We start from the raw sequence: 15855 nt of genomic DNA, 5'->3' as shown, positions 1-15855 counted from the left end.
GCCGTTCCACCGTTCCGCCGGGCCCGCGTCCCGGCGTCCGGCCTCAGCCGGTGAGGGCGGCGGGTTCGCCCGCGCTGCGCGGCCGTTCGTCGACCATCCTGCCCCACACGACCATGCGGTAGGTGCTGGTGAACTCGGGGGTGCAGGTGGTCAGCGTCAGGTACCGGCCCGGTTTCGTGAAGCCGGACCCCACGGGCACCGGGTCGAGGACCGCGACGTTGGAGGGCGGGGTCTGCGGCAGGATCGAGGTCATCTCGTACGTGTAGTACGCGTCCCGGGTCTCCACCACGACGGGATCGCCGGGGTTGAGCCGGTTGATGTACCGGAAGGGTTCCCCGTGGGTGTTGCGGTGCCCGGCCACGGCGAAGTTGCCGGTGCGGTCCCCGGGCATGGCCGTCTTGAGGCGGCCTTCGGCGTAGTGGCCGACGAGTCCGCGGTCGAGCACCTTGGGCTTGCTGACGCCCTCGGCGACCGGGACCACCACGTCCAGTTTGGGGATGTGCAGGACGGCGAAGCCCTCGCCCGGTTCGAAGGCCTTGGGGGCCGGTGCGGCGCCCGGGTCCCGCCAGTCCCGCTGGAGGCTCCCGGTGGCGTCGCGGGCCGTGCGGTCGGCGACGAGGTTGGTGTACCAGAGCTGGTAGGCCACGAAGAGGAGCATGACCACGCCGAGCGTGATGAGCAGTTCCCCGGCCGCGCGGCTGGCGACCACCAGGGGCCCGCCGCGCGCCCGCCTGCGGGCCCGCCTGGCCGCCTCCTGTGCCGCCCTGCGCCGCGCGGCCCGGCCCCCGGTGGGGACGGGCGGCGCGACGGCGGTCACGCGACGGCCTTGCCCACCACCGGCGCCAGGCCCGCCGAGCGGGCCACGGCGTCCGCGTCCCCGCAGCGGACCAGCCAGTTCGCGAGCATCCGGTGGCCCCACTCGGTCAGCACGGACTCGGGGTGGAACTGCACGCCCTCGACCTCGTGCTCGCGGTGCCGAAGACCCATGACGATGCCGTCCTCGGTCCGGGCGGTGACCTCCAGGACCTCGGGCAGGGTGAGCGGTTCGGCGGCCAGCGAGTGGTACCGGGTGGCGGTGAAGGGGGAGGGCAGCCCGGCGAAGACGCCCAGGCCCTCGTGCAGCACCGGGGAGGTCTTGCCGTGCAGCAGCTCGGGCGCGCGGCCGACGACCCCGCCGTAGGCCACCGCCATGGACTGCATGCCCAGGCACACCCCGAAGACGGGGACGGCGGTGGCGGCGCAGTGCCGGACCATGTCCACGCAGATCCCGGCCTCTTCCGGGGTGCCCGGCCCGGGGGAGAGCAGCACCCCGTCGAAGCCGTCCTGGGCATGGGCGAGCGCGACCTCGTCGTTGCGCAGCACCTCGCACTCGGCACCGAGCTGGTACAGGTACTGGACCAGGTTGAAAACGAAACTGTCGTAGTTGTCCACGACCAGAATGCGCGCGCTCACCGGGTGGCTCCCGATCCTTCGTCGACGGTCACATCGTTGAACGGGAGCAGGGGCTCGGCCCAGGGGAAGACGTACTGGAAGAGCACGAAGACCACGGCGAGGACGAGGACGAGGGCGATCAGGGCGCGTACCCAGGTGTTCCCGGGCAGGTGCCGCCAGATCCAGCCGTACATGCCGTCCTTCCGTCCCTTCCGTGCGGAGCCTTTCCGGCCACGGTCCCGCGCGGGGCCGTTCCGTTCCGGACCAGACTACGGGCTGGTCCGGCCCACCGGCCGGGTCTCGGCAAGTTCCGCCCAGACGATCAGCCGGTGGCTGTGCCCCCATTCCGGATCACATGTGGTGAGCGTGAGATAACGCCCCGGAGCCGTGAACCCGGACTTCGCCGGGACCGGATCCACCACGGCGGTGTCGGTGGGCAGGGTCCGCACCGGCCCCTTCCGCACCACGTACGTGTAGACGGCCCGGCCGTCCTTCACGAGCACCGGGTCGCCGGGGCGCAGCCGCGGGAAGTCCTTGAAGGGGTCGCCGTGGGTGCGGCGGTGTCCGGCGACGGCGAAGTTGCCCGTCCCACCGGGCGGGGCGGTCCCCGAGTAGTGCCCCAGACCGCGCTTGAGAGTGCCCGCGGCGGTGCCCTCCAGGACGGGTTTGCGCCAGGTGGGGCCGAAGCGGGGGACATACATCTCGGCGAAGGCCCGGCCCGGGGCGGCGGGGGCCGGGACGGCCGAGGGGGAGGCGGAGGTCCCGCCGGCGGGGCGGGGGGAGCCGCCGGTCCCGGGGGCGGCGGACTGTTCGCGGGCCCAGCGGTCGCGGAGTCCGTCCAGCTCCCCGGCCATGGCCCGGTCGGCTTCGAAGCCCGTCCAGAAGAGGACGTAGGCGGTGAAGAGCAGGATGACCGTGCCGACGGTCAGGCAGAGCTCGCTGAGCGCGCGGACGAGGAGCCGCAGCGCCGCGTCGGCGCGGGCCCGGTCAGGACGCCTCTCCCACGGGCTTCGCATAGTGGAGGTCCACTGTGCCGGAGTACCCGTCGAGAGTCAGCGCCCTGTGCTCGTCGACTTTCCAGCCGAGCCCGTAGGCGTTGACGTACATCTGGTAGTTCTGCAGCGCCGGGGACTCGGCCAGGGCCCGCTTCAGCGGCCCGGGGTCGCCGACGGCGGTGACCTTGTACGGGGGCGAGTAGACCCGCCCCTGGAGGATCAGGGTGTTGCCCACGCAGCGCACGGCGCTGGTGGAGATCAGCCGCTGGTCCATGACGCGGATGCCCCGGGCCCCGCCCTGCCACAGGGCGTTCACCACGGCCTGCAGGTCCTGCTGGTGGATGACCAGGTCGTTGGGGCTGGGCTCGGGGACGTTGGGGATGCGGGCCTTGGCACCGGGCGGGGCGTCGTTGAGAGTGACGGTCACGGCCCGGCCGCTGATCGGGTCGGTGCCCGCGGCCTTCTCCAGGGCCTTCAGCCGGGCCTCCTCGGCACGGCTGCTGCCGTCGTCCCGCTCGGCGAGGGCGTCCACCTCGCGGCGGGCGGCGCTGGTGGTGGCCTCCAGGTCGGCGTTCTCCTGGCTGCGGGTGTGGATGAGGTCCGACAGCTTCAGGAGCGAATCGTCCGTCCGGATGTTCGTACCCTTGGAGGTGTTGAAGCTGGTCACGAAGATGAGACCGGCGAGGGCGAAGACGGCGAGGGTGAGGAGCCGTACCGGCCTCCGGTGGGAGCGCTCGGAATTGCTCAACGTACCCTTCTCCTTCAACGCCGCTAGAAGCACTACGCTAACGGACGCCCGGGGGAGGCAGAGTCCCCAGCGCATCGACAGGAGAGACCCTCGTGCCGAAGTCACGGATCCGCAAGAAGACCGACTACACGCCGCCGCCCGCCGGTAAGCAGGCCCAGGCCATCAAGCTGACCAACCGCAGCTGGGTGGCCCCGGTGATGTTGGCGCTGTTCCTCATCGGTCTGGCATGGATCGTGATGTTCTACGTGACGGACACCCGGATGCCCGTGGAGTCCCTGGGCAACTGGAACATCGTGGTCGGTTTCGGCTTCATCGCGGGTGGGTTCGGCGTATCGACCCAGTGGAAGTAAGTCAAGCTCTCCGCAGAGTTATCCACAGCGCTATCCACAGCTGAGGATAAGGACGAAGATCTGTGGATAACTTGGACCCAGGTTGACGCCGGTGTGATTGATACCGCCGCTCACCTGGGTCCTTGTCGTTCTCCACGAGTTATCCACACCACGCACAAGATCCGGCACGCACTGTGGACAACCACCCGCTCAGGTGAGCGCGGCGGTCCTCAGCAGCACGATCACCAGCACCGCCGCGAGCAGCAGCGCACAGCTCCCCCACTGCCACAGCGCCCGTGACTCCTTGGGCGCGTGGACCATCCCGAAACCGATCAGCGCCCCGCCCACCAGACCGCCGATGTGGGCCTGCCAGGAGATCCCGCCCCAGCCGAAGGTCAGCACCAGGTTCAGCACCAGCAGGACGATCATCGGGCGCATGTCGTAGCGCAGCCGCCGCATCAGCACGGCGGTGGCGCCGAACAGCCCGAAGATCGCTCCGGAGGCCCCCAGGGTCAGCTGGTTCGGCGCCTCCAGCCAGTAGACCAGCGCACTGCCGGCCAGCCCCGAGCCCAGGTACAGGGCCAGGAAGCGGGCCCGCCCGAGTGCCGCCTCCAGCGGCGGGCCGAGGAACCACAGGCTGAGCATGTTGAAGCCGATGTGCCAGAACTCCTCGTGCAGGAAGACCGAGGTCAGCAGCCGGTACCACTGTCCCTCCGCCACCCCCTGCACGGTGCCCGAGGCCGGGTCGAAGTAGCGCCCGATCAGCGCCAGCGGCTCCACGAAGGAGGCCCCGGAGACCCGCGCCCCCAGGAACACCGCCAGGTTCAGCCCGATGATCACCTTGGTGACCAGGCTCGGATCCGCGGCGACCGCTCCGCCCGCCACGGTCCGGGGCACGCTCGCCGAGGCGGGATGCCCCGTTCCGGAACCGGTCCGGACGCACTCCGGGCACTGGAAGCCCACGGAGGCGTCCACCATGCACTCGGGACAGATCGGCCGCTCGCAGCGGGTACAGCGGATGCCCGTCTCCCGCTCGGGATGCCGGTAACAGCCGGGAAGGCGTGTGGTGTCCATGGCCCCCGCCCGGATCAGCGCGTCTCGATGACGACCGAGTGGAGGACCACGTCCTCCAGCGGAGCGTTCGTCCGCGGGTCCACGGCGGTCTCCGAGATCGCCGTGACCACCTTGCGACCGGCCTCCGAGGAGACCCGACCGAAGATCGTGTGCTTGCGGGTCAGCCAGGCCGTGGGCGCGACGGTGACGAAGAACTGGGAGCCGTTGGTGGCCGGACCCGAGTTCGCCATGGCCAGCAGGAAGGGCTGGGTGAAGTCCAGGTCGGGGTGGAACTCGTCCGGGAACTTGTAACCCGGCCCGCCGGTGCCGTTCCCGAGCGGATCCCCGCCCTGGATCATGAACCCGCTCATGACGCGGTGGAACCGCGTGCCGTCGTACAGCGGGGCGGTGGTCTTCTCCCCGGTCTCCGGGTTGGTCCACTCCCGCTCGCCCCGGGCCAGCTCCGTGAAGTTGCGGACGGTCTTCGGGGCGTGGTTCGGGAGCAGCTCGATCTCGATGTCGCCCTGGCTGGTCTTGAGAGTGGCGTAAAGCTTCTCTGCCACGGATCCGCCTTCCTCGTGTCCGCGGGCGCGGACGATTCCTGCCTGGAATCCGATACTCGCACGGCGCGGCGGGGTACCCGCAGGAACACCCGGATGCCATTCCACTCCCCAGGACGGGCGATTTGACGCGCAAGTTCAGGGAAAGGGTGGAAAAGTGAACTCTGTCCACCACCGAGGAGGAGGAAACACGTGACCCGCATGGACAGCGTGCGAGCCGCCGGTCATTCCGCACGGGAAACGGTGAAGCACGCCGCGGAAGTGGTGGCACCGTACGCAGAAACCGCCCGGGACGCCGCGGTGCACTACGCACACGAGGCCAACGACCGGCTCGCCCCCAAGGTCAGCCACGCCGCACACGGAGCAGCCCGGCAGGCCCGGGCCCAGTACGGGACCCACGTGGCCCCGTACCTGGTCCAGGCCCGTGGCGCGCTGCCCCCGCAGGTGGACCAGACCGCGGTCCGCGTCGTGCACGGCACCCGCCGCGCCGCCCGCCAGGCCGCCGACTACGCCCAGCCCCGGCTGGAGCACGCGGTGGCCGTGGCCCAGCCCGTGGCCGAGGAGGCCGCCGCCCGTTCCACCGCGGCCCTCGCCGCCCTGCGCGGCCAGGTCTCGGCCGAGGAGGTCCGCAAGCTGGTCCGTCGCCACGAGCGCCGCGCCCGCTGCGGCCGCTTCGCCAAGGGCGCGGCCGTGACCGGACTGCTCGCCGGCGCCGCCTTCCTCGCCTGGAAGTGGTGGGACCAGCAGTCCAACCCGGACTGGCTGGTGGAACCGCCCGCGGCCACCGAGGTCAGGCCCCCGGAGGCGGCCCCCCTCGCCCCCGTGGACGAAGAGGGCGGCACCCCGGTCGACGGCAACGGCAAGGGCGCCGTGGCCTGAAGCCCGCACCGCGGCGGCATCCCCGCCCGCACCACCGGCAACCCCTCCCCGGGCCCGGACCCGCGCCCCGGGTCCGGGCCCGGGGCGCGTCCCCGGCCGCGGCACTCCGGGAGGAGGCGCGGCCGGGCGGGGCGGCCGGGCGGAATCCGGTTGGCGGCGGCCCCGGCCGACGGCTTGGATGGCAGCTCGTCACCGGAACACCCCGCAGGAGCACGCCCCCATGGCACAGGAACGAACCCCGGCATCCGCCCGGGTCCAGCGCATGTCCCGACTGATGGTCAAGACCCTCCGGGAGGACCCGGCCGACGCCGAGACCCTCAGCCACCGCCTGCTGGTCCGCGCCGGCTACGTCCGCCGCAGCTCCGCCGGGGTCTGGACGTGGCTCCCGCTCGGCAAGAAGGTCCTGGACAACGTCTCCCGCGTGGTCCGTGAGGAGATGGACGCCATCGGCGGCCAGGAGGTGCTGCTCCCGGCCCTGCTGCCCCGCGAGCCCTACGAGACCAGCGGCCGCTGGTCCGAGTACGGCGACCTGCTCTTCCGGCTCCGCGACCGCAAGGGCGGGGACTACCTGCTCGGCCCGACCCACGAAGAGGTCTTCACCCAGCTGGTGAAGGACCAGTGCGGCTCCTACAAGGACCTGCCCGTGATCCTCTACCAGATCCAGACCAAGTACCGGGACGAGGCCCGCCCCCGCTCCGGCGTGCTGCGCGGCCGCGAGTTCCAGATGAAGGACGCCTACTCCTTCGACACCACCGACGAGGGCCTCGCGGAGGCGTACGCCCTGCACCGCGAGGCGTACCGGCGGATCCTCACCCGGCTCGGCGTGGACTTCCGGATCTGCTCCGCCGTCTCCGGGGCCATGGGCGGCTCCGCCTCCGAGGAGTTCCTGGCCCCGGCCGCCGCGGGCGAGGACACCTTCGCCGACTGCCCCTCCTGCGCGTACGCCGCCAACACCGAGGCCGTCACCTTCCCCCTGCTGCCCGTCACGGCCGAGCACCCCGCCACGGAGGAGGTCGACACCCCCGACACCCCCACCATCGAGAGCCTGGCCGCCCACCTGGACGTGCCCGCCTCCGCCACCCTGAAGAACCTCCTCGTCCGCGTGGACGGCGAGATCACCGCCGTCGGCGTCCCCGGCGACCGCGAGGTCGACCTCGGCAAGCTCGCCGAGCACCTGGCCCCCGCCGTCGTGGAGCTGGTCACCGAGGAGGACTTCGCCACCCGGCCCGACCTGGTCCGGGGCTACGTGGGACCGCAGGGCCTGACCGGGGTCCGCTACCTGGCCGACCCCCGGATCGCCCCCGGAACCTCCTGGATCACCGGCGCCAACCGCCCCGGGGTGCACGCCCGCCACGTAGTCTGCGGCCGGGACTTCCAGGTGGACGCCCACCTGGACGTGGTGACCGTCCGGGACGGCGACCCCTGCCCCTCCTGCGGGGCCGGCCTGGTCCTCGGGCGCGCCATCGAGGTCGGCCACATCTTCCAGCTCGGCCGCAAGTACGCCGACGCCTTCGGGCTCGACGTGCTGGGCCCGGAGGGCAAGCCCGTCCGCGTCACCATGGGCTCCTACGGCATCGGCGTCTCCCGGCTGGTCGCCGCGCTCGCCGAGCAGACCGCCGACGACCGCGGCCTGTGCTGGCCGGCCGCCGCCGCCCCCGCCGACGTCCACGTGGTCGCCGCGGGCAAGGCCGCCCAGATCGAACTGGCCCTCGACCTCGCCGACCGACTGGCCGCCCGCGGACTGCGGGTCCTGGTGGACGACCGCGCCGGGGTCTCCCCCGGGGTCAAGTTCACCGACGCCGAACTGATCGGCGTCCCCCGCGTCCTGGTGGCGGGCCGCCGCACCGCCGAAGGCGTGGTGGAACTCCGCGACCGCCGCACCGGCGAGGCCGTGGAACTGCCCGTCACCGAGGCCCTCGACCGCCTCGCCGGTCCCGCGGTCTGAGCCCCCGCTCCACAAAAAAGACCCTTCCGACCAGCGTTTCCGCAGGTCGGAAGGGTCTTCCGGATGTGGAGCCTAGGGGAGTCGAACCCCTGACATCTGCCATGCAAAGACAGCGCTCTACCAACTGAGCTAAGGCCCCGTACGACGGAGGAGGCCGTTGCCGCTTCCGGCCCGGCCACTCCGCTGACCAGAATACCGGGTCATCCCCGGGATACCGCAAAATGATGGGGACTCCCGGTCCGCGACCACGCTCCGTAAGATGCTCGCGAGGTTCGCACCAGCGAAGGGGAGTACGTGGTGGACGCAGTACAGCAAGAGGCGACGGCGAGAGCCAGAGAGCTTCAGCGCAGTTGGTACGGGGAGCCGCTGGGCGCGCTGTTCCGCCGGCTCATAGACGACCTGGGCCTGAACCAGGCCCGCCTCGCTGCCGTCCTCGGCCTTTCGGCGCCGATGCTCTCCCAGCTGATGAGCGGTCAGCGCGCCAAGATCGGCAACCCGGCCGTGGTCCAGCGGGTCCAGGCCCTCCAGGAACTGGCCGGACAGGTCGCCGACGGCAGCGTCAGCGCCGCCGAGGCCACCGACCGCATGGACGAGATCAAGAAGACCCAGGGCGGTTCGGTGCTCATCAACACCGCGCAGACCAGCACCAGTTCCGGCGCCCCCACCGTCAAGCGCGTGGTCCGCGAGATCCAGTCGCTGCTCCGCTCCGTCGCCGCGGCCGGGGACATCATCGATGCGGCGGACACCCTCGCCCCGACCCACCCGGAACTGGCAGAGTTCCTCCGGGTGTACGGCGCCGGACGCACCGGGGACGCGGTGTCCCACTACGAGGCGCACCAGGGCTGACCTTCTGAGGGGGACGGGCGCAGCGCGATGGGTGAGTTCTTCGGCGGACGGTACGAACTGATCGATCCGATCGGCCGGGGAGGAGCGGGCGCCGTATGGCGCGCCTGGGACCACCGGCGGCGGCGGTACGTGGCCGCCAAGGTGCTCCGGCAGAGCGACGCCCACACCCTGCTGCGCTTCGTGCGCGAGCAGGCGCTGCGCATCGACCACCCCCACGTCCTCGCCCCGGCCAGCTGGGCCGCGGACGACGACCAGGTGCTCTTCACCATGGACCTGGTGCGCGGCGGTTCCCTGGCCCATCTGATCGGGGACTACGGCCCGCTGCCGCCCCGGTTCGTCTGCGTCCTCCTCGACCAGCTGCTCTCGGGGCTGGCCGCGGTGCACGCCGAAGGGGTGGTGCACCGTGACATCAAGCCGGCGAACATCCTGCTGGAGGACACCGGCACGGGCCGCCCGCACCTGCGGCTGTCGGACTTCGGGATCTCGATGCGCAAGGGCGAGCCCCGCCTCACCGAGACCCACTACGTGGTGGGCACCCCCGGCTACTTCGCTCCCGAGCAACTGCTCGGGGCGGAACCGGACTTCGCCGCGGACCTGTACGCGGCCGGGCTGGTGGCCCTGTACCTGTTGCGGGGTCAGAAGCCGGATTCCCAGGCCCTGGTGGACCTGTTCCTCACCCAGGGCAGGCCCGCGGCCCCCCAAGGCGTCCCTGAGCCCCTGTGGCAGGTCGTGGCCACCCTGCTCCAGCCCGACCCGTACGCGCGCTTCCGGACCGCCACGGGTGCCCGCAGGGCCCTCGCGGAGGCCGTGGAGCTCCTGCCCCCCGGACAGGCGGACGAGGAGTCCGTCGAGGTCTTCGATCAACTCGGTCCCCTGCCGGAGGGCTTCGGTCCCGAAGGGCCGCCCCCGCGCGGCACGCACCCGCCCGAGCCCGTACCCGCCGGGGACCGCACCGTGGCGACGACGGGCCCGCCCACGGTCTTCTCCCCGGGCGAGCCGACCTGGACGGCGCCGGGCGGTGTTTCACGTGAAACGTACGCCGCGGCCCAGCTGGACACCGCCACCGCCCGGCCACGCCCGGGTGCCGCACCGGTCGCCGTACCGAGCTCTGTGTCCGGCGACGCATCGGGGGCCGCGTCGAGTGCCGATGTTTCACGTGAAACCGACTGCTCGGAGACGGGCAGCTTCCACCTGGCGCCGCCCGCACCGGGACCGCAGGCCCCCTGGCCCGGGGCCTCGGCGCCCGGCCCGGAGGGCACCCGGCCCTACACGTACCCGCGGGGAGTCCCCGGGCCGGACCCGAGCGCCCCGAGTCCCGTCGCGCCGGCCGCCTCCCCCTCGGCGGGGGTGAACGGCGCGGCCGCGAAGCCCGGCCCGCCCGCGAAGGTGGCGGTTCCGGTGCTGTTGGTGGCGTTGCTCTGCTTCGCCGTGGGCTTCTGGGCGCTCAGCCAGACCTGAGCCGGGTCCGCCGGGCCAGCACCGCCCAGGCGCCCAGTCCCAGGACCAGGGCGCTGCCGGTACCGATCCCGCCCACGGCCAACAGGCCCATCCGGTCGCGGCGCGCCCCCGCCGCCGTGCTCTCGGCCGGGGTCAGCCCCTCCGCGGCCGCCTCCCGGTCCGTCTCCGCCAACCCGAACCCGGCGGCGATCGCGGCGGCCGGGTCCCGGTAGGGCGGGGCCGGGGCCGTGCCGCCCTCGACGCGGACCCTCAGGGTGAGCGGCAGGGGCTCCGCGTCGGCCACGAACTCCCCGACCTTCCGGTCCACCGTGACCGCCAGGTAGTACCAGCCCGCGGACCGGGCGTGCCGCACCCAGGGGTCCGTGGAGTAGCGGTTGGCGTGGGCCACCGGCGGGGTCTTCTCCAGCCCGGCCATGGCCTGCTTGCCGTCGTAGGTGGCGCTCTCGGTGCCGAGCAGGGCCCGGACGGGGCTGTAGAGGCGCAGGGCCAGCCCGGACCCGGCGTAGCCGAAGTCCTTGGTCATCCGGGGGGCCTTGGCCAGCTCGGCGGAGGCGCTCAGCTGTTGTCCCCAGTCCACGGGGACCCGGTAGAAGCGGGTCTCCCCGGGGTGGAGGGCGTCCTGCCAGACGCCGGTTCCCAGGGCCCGGGCGTCGTTGAAGCCGGTGCCGCCGGGCCGGGGCTCCCCCTGCCCGGAGGGGGCCACGGGGGGCTGCGAGGGCCAGGTGCTCGGCGCGGGTTCGGGGGCGTCCCCCGTGGCGAGGCCGGGCTCCCGGAGCAGGGTCAGCTCCACCGGCCAGGGCTCCCGACCGGAGGCCGGGGCGGAGGCCCGCTCCAGCTTCACGTAGTACGGACCGGCCTCCTGGCAGTCACCGTCCTCCTGGAGGCGGCGGACGGCCACGTCCGTCAGCGGGCGGGGCTGGGTGGATCCGAAGGTGCCGCGGTCCCCGCTGCCGCACTGCCGGCCCGCCCGGTCCATCAGGACCACGTCGATCCCGTCCCCGTAGGCCACTTCGGCCCCGGGTGCGGGCCGCGCCACCGCGGAGACGTACACGCTGGAGGCGTCGTCCAGGTCCACCTGGTAGAAGCGCTCACCCGGGGCCAGGTCGTCGGCATAGGCGCCGCCCACCGCCAGGCGGGGCGCTCCGGCGGTGCTGTCGGCGCCGCGGACCTGCCGGGCGCCCGGAGCGGTCGCGTACGGCTCCGCCGGTGCCGCCCCGGCGGCCGTGCCCGGGACCAGTACGGCGGTCAGCGCCGCCCCCGCCAGCAGGGCCCTCCGGCCCCGCGTCCACGCCGTCCCACCCATCGCGGCACCCCCCGCGTCCACGCGCGGAGGCGCTCCGCGCGAACGAAACCACCGCCCGCGCGGTGCGCGGACTCCCACGGGGCACGGTGCGCGGCCCCGCACCACGGACCTCAGCGGCCCGGGACAGCACGAAGCCCCGGCCGCAGCGGCAGCCGGGGCTCCATGAACTCAGCCTTGGGTCTCACACACCGGAACCGGACGGCACGGAGTCGGTCGCCTCCGTCCACAGGTCCTGCTCGGCGCGGTCCGCCTGGATCTGGCGGTACACGAGGAGCCCGCCGATGGCGGCCAGTGCGACCAGGAGCAGCTTCTTCACCGCGCGACCTCGTCTTTCGTTGACGTAGGGGACTTCTGGCGCCCGACTATACACACCGACCGATACCGATCGGTTATCTGGGAACCCCCTGAAGCAGCAACGGCAGAGGCCCGGCGGATGTGATCCGCCGGGCCTCTGCCGATTGTGGGGCTAACAGGATTTGAACCTGTGGCCTCATCCTTATCAGGGATGCGCTCTAACCAACTGAGCTATAGCCCCTCCGCGCTGCGCGCTGACTCCTGAAGATTAGCGCACAGACCCGGGAGTTCCCAAATCGCAGGTCAGGGGCCCCTGAGGGCCCCCGACCGGAAGGTCACTCGTCCTCGGCGAGGGTCAGCTCGACGCCGCCCACGAACCCGGCGGACAGGTTGTAGATGAAGGCCCCGAGCGTGGCCAGCGCGGTGGCGAGCACCACGTCGATCACGGCGATGACCGAGGTGAAGATCAATACCCGCGGCAGCGAGAGGAAGGACTGGAGGTCGAATCCGTTGGACTCGTTCGACCCGGTCGCCTCGCTGATGGTGCCGCCGACGGTCGAGAAGACGCCCATGGCGTCCATGACCATCCACAGCACCGCCGCCGCCACGATGGTGCAGATGCCCAGCGCGATGGAGAGCAGGAAGCTGACCTTCATGACCGACCACGGGTCGGCCTTGGCCACCCGGAGCCGGGCCTTGCGGGTCCGCGGCAGGGTGCGGGCGGCACCCGTGCGCGGGGCCCGCTCACCGGCGCGCTGCGCCCCCGGGCCGGTGCCCGGGGTCGCGTACGCCTGCGGCGGGTGGTACGGCTGCGCAGCCTGCGTCTGAGGCTGCGGACTACGCGGGTCCGTCACGGTTCCCCCCTTGGAGTCCGCGGCGGGGCCACGGGCACCGTTCGCTCCAGACGTGGCCGATCCGGCGCCCGTGGCTCCACTCACGCTCTACTCCTCGTGCTCCCCAGCCGGGGCTTCGGTGCCCTCGGCGGCCTCGCCGGCCTGTCCTTCGACCGCCTCGGTCTCGTCGACCTCGTCAGCGTCCTGACCGGCCTCGGCGTTACGAGCGATGCCGACCACGGCATCGCGCTTCCCCAGGTTGATCAGCTGGACGCCCATGGTGTCACGGCCCGTCTCCCTGACTTCGTTGACTCGCGTACGAATCACCCCTCCACCGAGGGTAATTGCCAGGATTTCGTCCGTTTCGTCCACCACCAGCGCCCCGACGAGAGACCCACGGTCCTCCACGATCTTGGCAGCCTTGATACCCAGGCCGCCTCGACCCTGGACGCGGTACTCGTCCACCGGCGTCCGCTTGGCGTAGCCGCCATCGGTCGCGGTGAAGACGAAGGTACCCGGCCGGACGACGCTCATCGACAGCAGCTCGTCCTCACCGCGGAAACTCATGCCCTTCACACCGGACGTGGCACGGCCCATCGGGCGCAGCGCCTCGTCGGTGGCGGTGAAGCGGATCGACTGCGCCTTCTTGCTGATGAGCAGCAGGTCGTCCTCGGCGGAGACCAGCTCGGCGCCGATCAGCTCGTCGTCGCTGCCGTCCTCCTGCGAGCGCAGGTTGATGGCGATGACACCACCGGACCGCGGGGAGTCGTAGTCCTTGAGCGGGGTCTTCTTCACCAGACCCGCCTTGGTGGCGAGGATCAGGTACGGGGCCGCCTCGTAGTCGCGGATCGCCAGGATCTGGGCGATCTGCTCGTCCGGCTGGAAGGCCAGGAGGTTGGCCACGTGCTGACCGCGGGCGTCCCGACCGGCGTCCGGGAGCTCGTACGCCTTGGCCCGGTAGACCCGGCCCTTGTTGGTGAAGAACAGCAGCCAGTGGTGCGTGGTGGAGACGAAGAAGTGGTCGACGATGTCGTCCTGCTTCAGCTTCGTGCCGCGCACGCCCTTGCCGCCGCGCTTCTGCGAGCGGTAGTCCTCGGTCTTGGTGCGCTTGACGTAGCCGCCGTTGGTGATCGTGACGACGATGTCCTCTTCGGCGATCAGGTCCTCGATGGACATGTCGCCGTCGAAGGGCACCAGCTTGGAGCGGCGGTCGTCGCCGAACTTCTCCACGATCGCCGCCAGCTCCTCGCTGACGATCGCGCGCTGCTTCTCCGGGGAGGCCAGGATCCCGTTGTACTCGTTGATCTTCGCCTGGAGCTCGTCGTGCTCGGCGACGATCTTCTGCCGCTCCAGGGCCGCGAGCCGCCGCAGCTGCATCTCCAGGATCGCGTTCGCCTGGATCTCGTCGATCTGCAGGAGCCCCATCAGGCCCTCGCGGGCCACGTCCACGGTGTCGCTGCGCCGGATCAGCGCGATGACCTCGTCGATGGCGTCCAGGGCCTTGAGCAGGCCGCGCAGGATGTGGGCGCGCTCCTCGGCCTTGCGCAGGCGGAACCGCGTCCGGCGGACGATGACCTCGATCTGGTGGTGCACCCAGTGGCGGATGAACGCGTCCAGGGAGAGGGTCCGCGGCACCCCGTCGACCAGCGCCAGCATGTTCGCGCCGAAGTTGGTCTGGAGGTCGGTGTGCTTGTAGAGGTTGTTCAGCACGACCTTCGCGACGGCGTCCCGCTTCAGGACGATCACCAGGCGCTGACCGGTCCGCGAGGAGGTCTCGTCGCGGACGTCCGCGATCCCGCCGACCCGGCCGTCCTTCACCAGGTCGGCGATCTTCTGGGCCAGGTTGTCGGGGTTGACCTGGTACGGCAGCTCCGTGACCACCAGGCACTGGCGGTTCTGGATCTCCTCGACCTCGACCACCGCGCGCATCGTGATGGAGCCGCGACCCGTGCGGTACGCCTCCTCGATGCCCTTGCGGCCGACGACCAGCGCACCGGTCGGGAAGTCCGGGCCCTTGATCCGCTCGACCAGCGCGTCCAGCAGGTCCTCGTGCGAGGCCTCCGGGTTGGCCAGGTACCACTGGGCGCCCTCGGCCACCTCGCGCAGGTTGTGCGGCGGGATGTTGGTGGCCATGCCGACCGCGATGCCCGCGGAGCCGTTGACCAGCAGGTTCGGGAACCGCGCCGGCAGGACCGTGGGCTCCTGGTTGCGGCCGTCGTAGTTGTCCGTGAAGTCGACGGTCTCCTCGTCGATGTCGCGGACCATCTCCATCGACAGCGGCGCCATCTTGCACTCGGTGTAGCGCATGGCGGCGGCCGGGTCGTTGCCCGGGGAGCCGAAGTTGCCGTTGGAGTCCACCAGCGGCATCCGCATCGACCACGGCTGGGCCAGTCGGACCAGGGCGTCGTAGATGGAGGAGTCACCGTGCGGGTGGTAGGTGCCCATCACGTCGCCGACCACGCGGGCGCACTTGTAGAAGCCCTTCTCGGGCCGGTAGCCGCCGTCGTACATCGCGTACAGAACCCGGCGGTGCACCGGCTTCAGGCCGTCGCGCACGTCGGGCAGGGCACGGGACACGATGACGGACATCGCGTAGTCGAGGTAGGAGCGCTGCATCTCCGTTTCGAGCCCCACGGGCTCGATCCGCATCTGCTGCCCCTCTTCCTCGGGGTTCTCGGTGGAGACCGGGGTGTTCTCGTCGGCCATTGCTGGGATTCAGTCCTTTCAGGCGGTCAGCGACCGACTCAGATGTCGAGGAAGCGGACGTCCTTGGCGTTGCGCTGGATGAAGGAGCGTCGGGCCTCGACGTCCTCACCCATCAGCACCGAGAACAGGTCGTCGGCTTGCGCCGCGTCGTCCAGGGTGACCTGGCCGAGCACGCGGTGGTCCACGTCCATCGTGGTGACGCGCAGCTCCTCGGCGTTCATCTCGCCGAGGCCCTTGAACCGCTGGATCGAGTCTTCCTTGATCCGCTTGCCCTGCTGCTTGCCGAGCTCCACCAGGGCGTCGCGCTCGCGGTCCGAGTAGGCGTACTCGAAGTCGTCCCGACCCCACTTGATCTTGTAGAGGGGCGGACGGGAGAGGTAGACGTGCCCGGCCTCGACCAGGGGGCGCATGAAGCGGAAGAGGAAGGTCAGCAGCAGGGTGTTGATGTGCTGACCGTCGACGTCGGCGTCCGCCA

The 15855-nt window shown here is 71.5% G+C and carries 16 protein-coding genes, 2 tRNA genes and 1 pseudogene; 5 read left to right on the top strand and 14 right to left on the bottom strand.

The window, feature by feature from the left end; genetic code table 11:
- Window positions 1-43: 43 nt before the first annotated feature.
- The 5 genes from ABTZ17_RS12170 to ABTZ17_RS12150 form a co-directional block, all read right to left on the bottom strand.
- Window positions 44-817 carry a class E sortase gene (locus ABTZ17_RS12170; RefSeq protein WP_502994649.1) on the bottom strand — a complete coding sequence of 258 codons (774 nt, stop codon included), beginning with the start codon at window positions 815-817 and terminating at the stop codon, window positions 44-46.
- Window positions 814-1452, bottom strand: a complete 639-nt coding sequence (locus ABTZ17_RS12165; protein WP_352195476.1) for an aminodeoxychorismate/anthranilate synthase component II — start codon at window positions 1450-1452, stop codon at window positions 814-816. The genes ABTZ17_RS12170 and ABTZ17_RS12165 overlap by 4 nt, the downstream gene beginning before the upstream one ends.
- On the bottom strand, window positions 1449-1625 hold the full coding sequence (locus ABTZ17_RS12160; protein WP_352195475.1) for a hypothetical protein: 177 nt from the start codon (window positions 1623-1625) through the stop codon (window positions 1449-1451). The genes ABTZ17_RS12165 and ABTZ17_RS12160 overlap by 4 nt, the downstream gene beginning before the upstream one ends.
- Before the next feature lie 75 nt (window positions 1626-1700).
- A complete protein-coding gene (locus tag ABTZ17_RS12155; RefSeq protein ID WP_352195474.1) occupies window positions 1701-2447 on the bottom strand; it encodes a class E sortase in 747 nt (248 codons plus the stop codon).
- Window positions 2419-3174, bottom strand: a complete 756-nt coding sequence (locus tag ABTZ17_RS12150) for a DUF881 domain-containing protein (protein ID WP_352195473.1) — start codon at window positions 3172-3174, stop codon at window positions 2419-2421. The genes ABTZ17_RS12155 and ABTZ17_RS12150 overlap by 29 nt, the downstream gene beginning before the upstream one ends.
- Window positions 3175-3266: 92 nt before the next feature.
- Here ABTZ17_RS12150 and crgA point away from each other — a divergent pair, with 92 nt between their 5' ends.
- Window positions 3267-3524: a cell division protein CrgA gene (gene crgA, locus ABTZ17_RS12145; protein WP_352195472.1), complete on the top strand. Its 258-nt coding sequence runs from the start codon at window positions 3267-3269 to the stop codon at window positions 3522-3524.
- Window positions 3525-3713: 189 nt separating this feature from the next.
- Here the strand turns inward: crgA and ABTZ17_RS12140 are convergent, their stop codons facing one another.
- Window positions 3714-4577: a rhomboid family intramembrane serine protease gene (locus ABTZ17_RS12140; protein WP_352195471.1), complete on the bottom strand. Its 864-nt coding sequence runs from the start codon at window positions 4575-4577 to the stop codon at window positions 3714-3716.
- Between the two features lie 14 nt (window positions 4578-4591).
- A complete protein-coding gene (locus ABTZ17_RS12135) occupies window positions 4592-5119 on the bottom strand; it encodes a peptidylprolyl isomerase (protein ID WP_352195470.1) in 528 nt (175 codons plus the stop codon).
- Between the two features lie 189 nt (window positions 5120-5308).
- Between ABTZ17_RS12135 and ABTZ17_RS12130 the strand changes: the two genes are divergently transcribed.
- Window positions 5309-5995 (top strand): DUF5324 family protein, encoded by a 687-nt coding sequence (locus tag ABTZ17_RS12130; RefSeq protein WP_352195469.1) that lies wholly within the window; start codon window positions 5309-5311, stop codon window positions 5993-5995.
- Window positions 5996-6215: 220 nt separating this feature from the next.
- The gene (locus tag ABTZ17_RS12125) at window positions 6216-7940 is read left to right on the top strand and encodes a proline--tRNA ligase (protein ID WP_352195468.1); all 1725 of its coding nucleotides are present in this window, start codon (window positions 6216-6218) and stop codon (window positions 7938-7940) included.
- Window positions 7941-8006: 66 nt separating this feature from the next.
- On the opposite strand, the gene ABTZ17_RS12120 is transcribed toward ABTZ17_RS12125, so the two are convergent.
- Window positions 8007-8079 (bottom strand) — tRNA-Ala (locus ABTZ17_RS12120).
- Window positions 8080-8237: 158 nt separating this feature from the next.
- Between ABTZ17_RS12120 and ABTZ17_RS12115 the strand changes: the two genes are divergently transcribed.
- Both ABTZ17_RS12115 and ABTZ17_RS12110 read left to right on the top strand, forming a co-directional pair.
- Complete coding sequence (locus ABTZ17_RS12115) at window positions 8238-8786, top strand: helix-turn-helix domain-containing protein (RefSeq protein ID WP_352195467.1); 549 nt, start codon at window positions 8238-8240, stop codon at window positions 8784-8786.
- 27 nt (window positions 8787-8813) lie between these two features.
- Complete coding sequence (locus ABTZ17_RS12110; protein ID WP_352195466.1) at window positions 8814-10244, top strand: serine/threonine-protein kinase; 1431 nt, start codon at window positions 8814-8816, stop codon at window positions 10242-10244.
- Here ABTZ17_RS12110 and ABTZ17_RS12105 read toward each other — a convergent pair.
- The 6 genes and pseudogenes from ABTZ17_RS12105 to ABTZ17_RS12080 form a co-directional block, all read right to left on the bottom strand.
- The gene (locus ABTZ17_RS12105) at window positions 10231-11547 is read right to left on the bottom strand and encodes a hypothetical protein (RefSeq protein WP_352195465.1); all 1317 of its coding nucleotides are present in this window, start codon (window positions 11545-11547) and stop codon (window positions 10231-10233) included. The two genes, ABTZ17_RS12110 and ABTZ17_RS12105, sit on opposite strands and share 14 nt — an antisense overlap.
- Before the next feature lie 181 nt (window positions 11548-11728).
- On the bottom strand, window positions 11729-11863 hold the full coding sequence (locus ABTZ17_RS12100) for a DLW-39 family protein (protein ID WP_208809277.1): 135 nt from the start codon (window positions 11861-11863) through the stop codon (window positions 11729-11731).
- 145 nt (window positions 11864-12008) lie between these two features.
- Window positions 12009-12082, bottom strand: a tRNA-Ile gene (locus ABTZ17_RS12095).
- Between the two features lie 94 nt (window positions 12083-12176).
- Complete coding sequence (locus ABTZ17_RS12090) at window positions 12177-12779, bottom strand: DUF3566 domain-containing protein (RefSeq protein ID WP_352195464.1); 603 nt, start codon at window positions 12777-12779, stop codon at window positions 12177-12179.
- Window positions 12780-12782: 3 nt separating this feature from the next.
- The gene (gene gyrA, locus ABTZ17_RS12085; RefSeq protein WP_352195463.1) at window positions 12783-15380 is read right to left on the bottom strand and encodes a DNA gyrase subunit A; all 2598 of its coding nucleotides are present in this window, start codon (window positions 15378-15380) and stop codon (window positions 12783-12785) included.
- A gap of 38 nt (window positions 15381-15418) precedes the next feature.
- A pseudogene (locus tag ABTZ17_RS12080) lies at window positions 15419-15855 on the bottom strand (DNA topoisomerase IV subunit B); the annotation flags it as partial.

Source organism: Streptomyces sp. NPDC097619, assembly GCF_040302735.1.
In the GTDB taxonomy this organism is placed as follows: domain Bacteria; phylum Actinomycetota; class Actinomycetes; order Streptomycetales; family Streptomycetaceae; genus Streptomyces.
This window is presented reverse-complemented; position numbering and strand designations above follow the sequence as displayed.